We start from the raw sequence: 617 nt of genomic DNA on the forward strand, positions 1-617 counted from the left end.
ACCAGTACCGTGAGGGAAAGGTGAAAAGAACCCCGGGAGGGGAGTGAAAGAGAACCTGAAACCGTGTGCCTACAAGTAGTCAGAGCCCGTTAAGGGGTGATGGCGTGCCTTTTGTAGAATGAACCGGCGAGTTACGTTATATAGCGAGGTTAAGGCAGAAAAGCCGGAGCCGGAGCGAAAGCGAGTCTGAAGAGGGCGAAGAGTTGTATGATGTAGACCCGAAACCAAGTGACCTACCCATGGCCAGGTTGAAGGTGCGGTAAAACGCACTGGAGGACCGAACCCACGTAAGTTGAAAATTGCGGGGATGAGCTGTGGGTAGCGGTGAAATTCCAAACGAACTTGGAGATAGCTGGTTCTCTCCGAAATAGCTTTAGGGCTAGCCTCGAGCGAAGGTCAATGGAGGTAGAGCGCTGTTTGGACTAGGGGCCCGTCAGGGGTTACTGAATCCAGATAAACTGCGAATACCATTGAAGCGTGCTCGGGAGTCAGACTGCGAGTGATAAGATCCGTAGTCGAAAGGGAAACAGCCCAGATCACCAGTTAAGGTCCCCAAATCTATGCTAAGTGGAAAAGGATGTGGAGTTGCGTAGACAACTAGGACGTTGGCTCAGAAG

At 51.7% G+C, this 617-nt stretch carries 1 rRNA gene; it reads left to right on the forward strand.

The annotated features are described in order from the left end of the window. A 23S ribosomal RNA gene (locus KI210_RS08560) occupies positions 1-617 on the forward strand; the annotation flags it as partial.

The sequence above is a fragment of the Lactobacillus corticis genome (genome assembly GCF_018327645.1).
GTDB classification, from domain to species: domain Bacteria; phylum Bacillota; class Bacilli; order Lactobacillales; family Lactobacillaceae; genus Lactobacillus; species Lactobacillus corticis.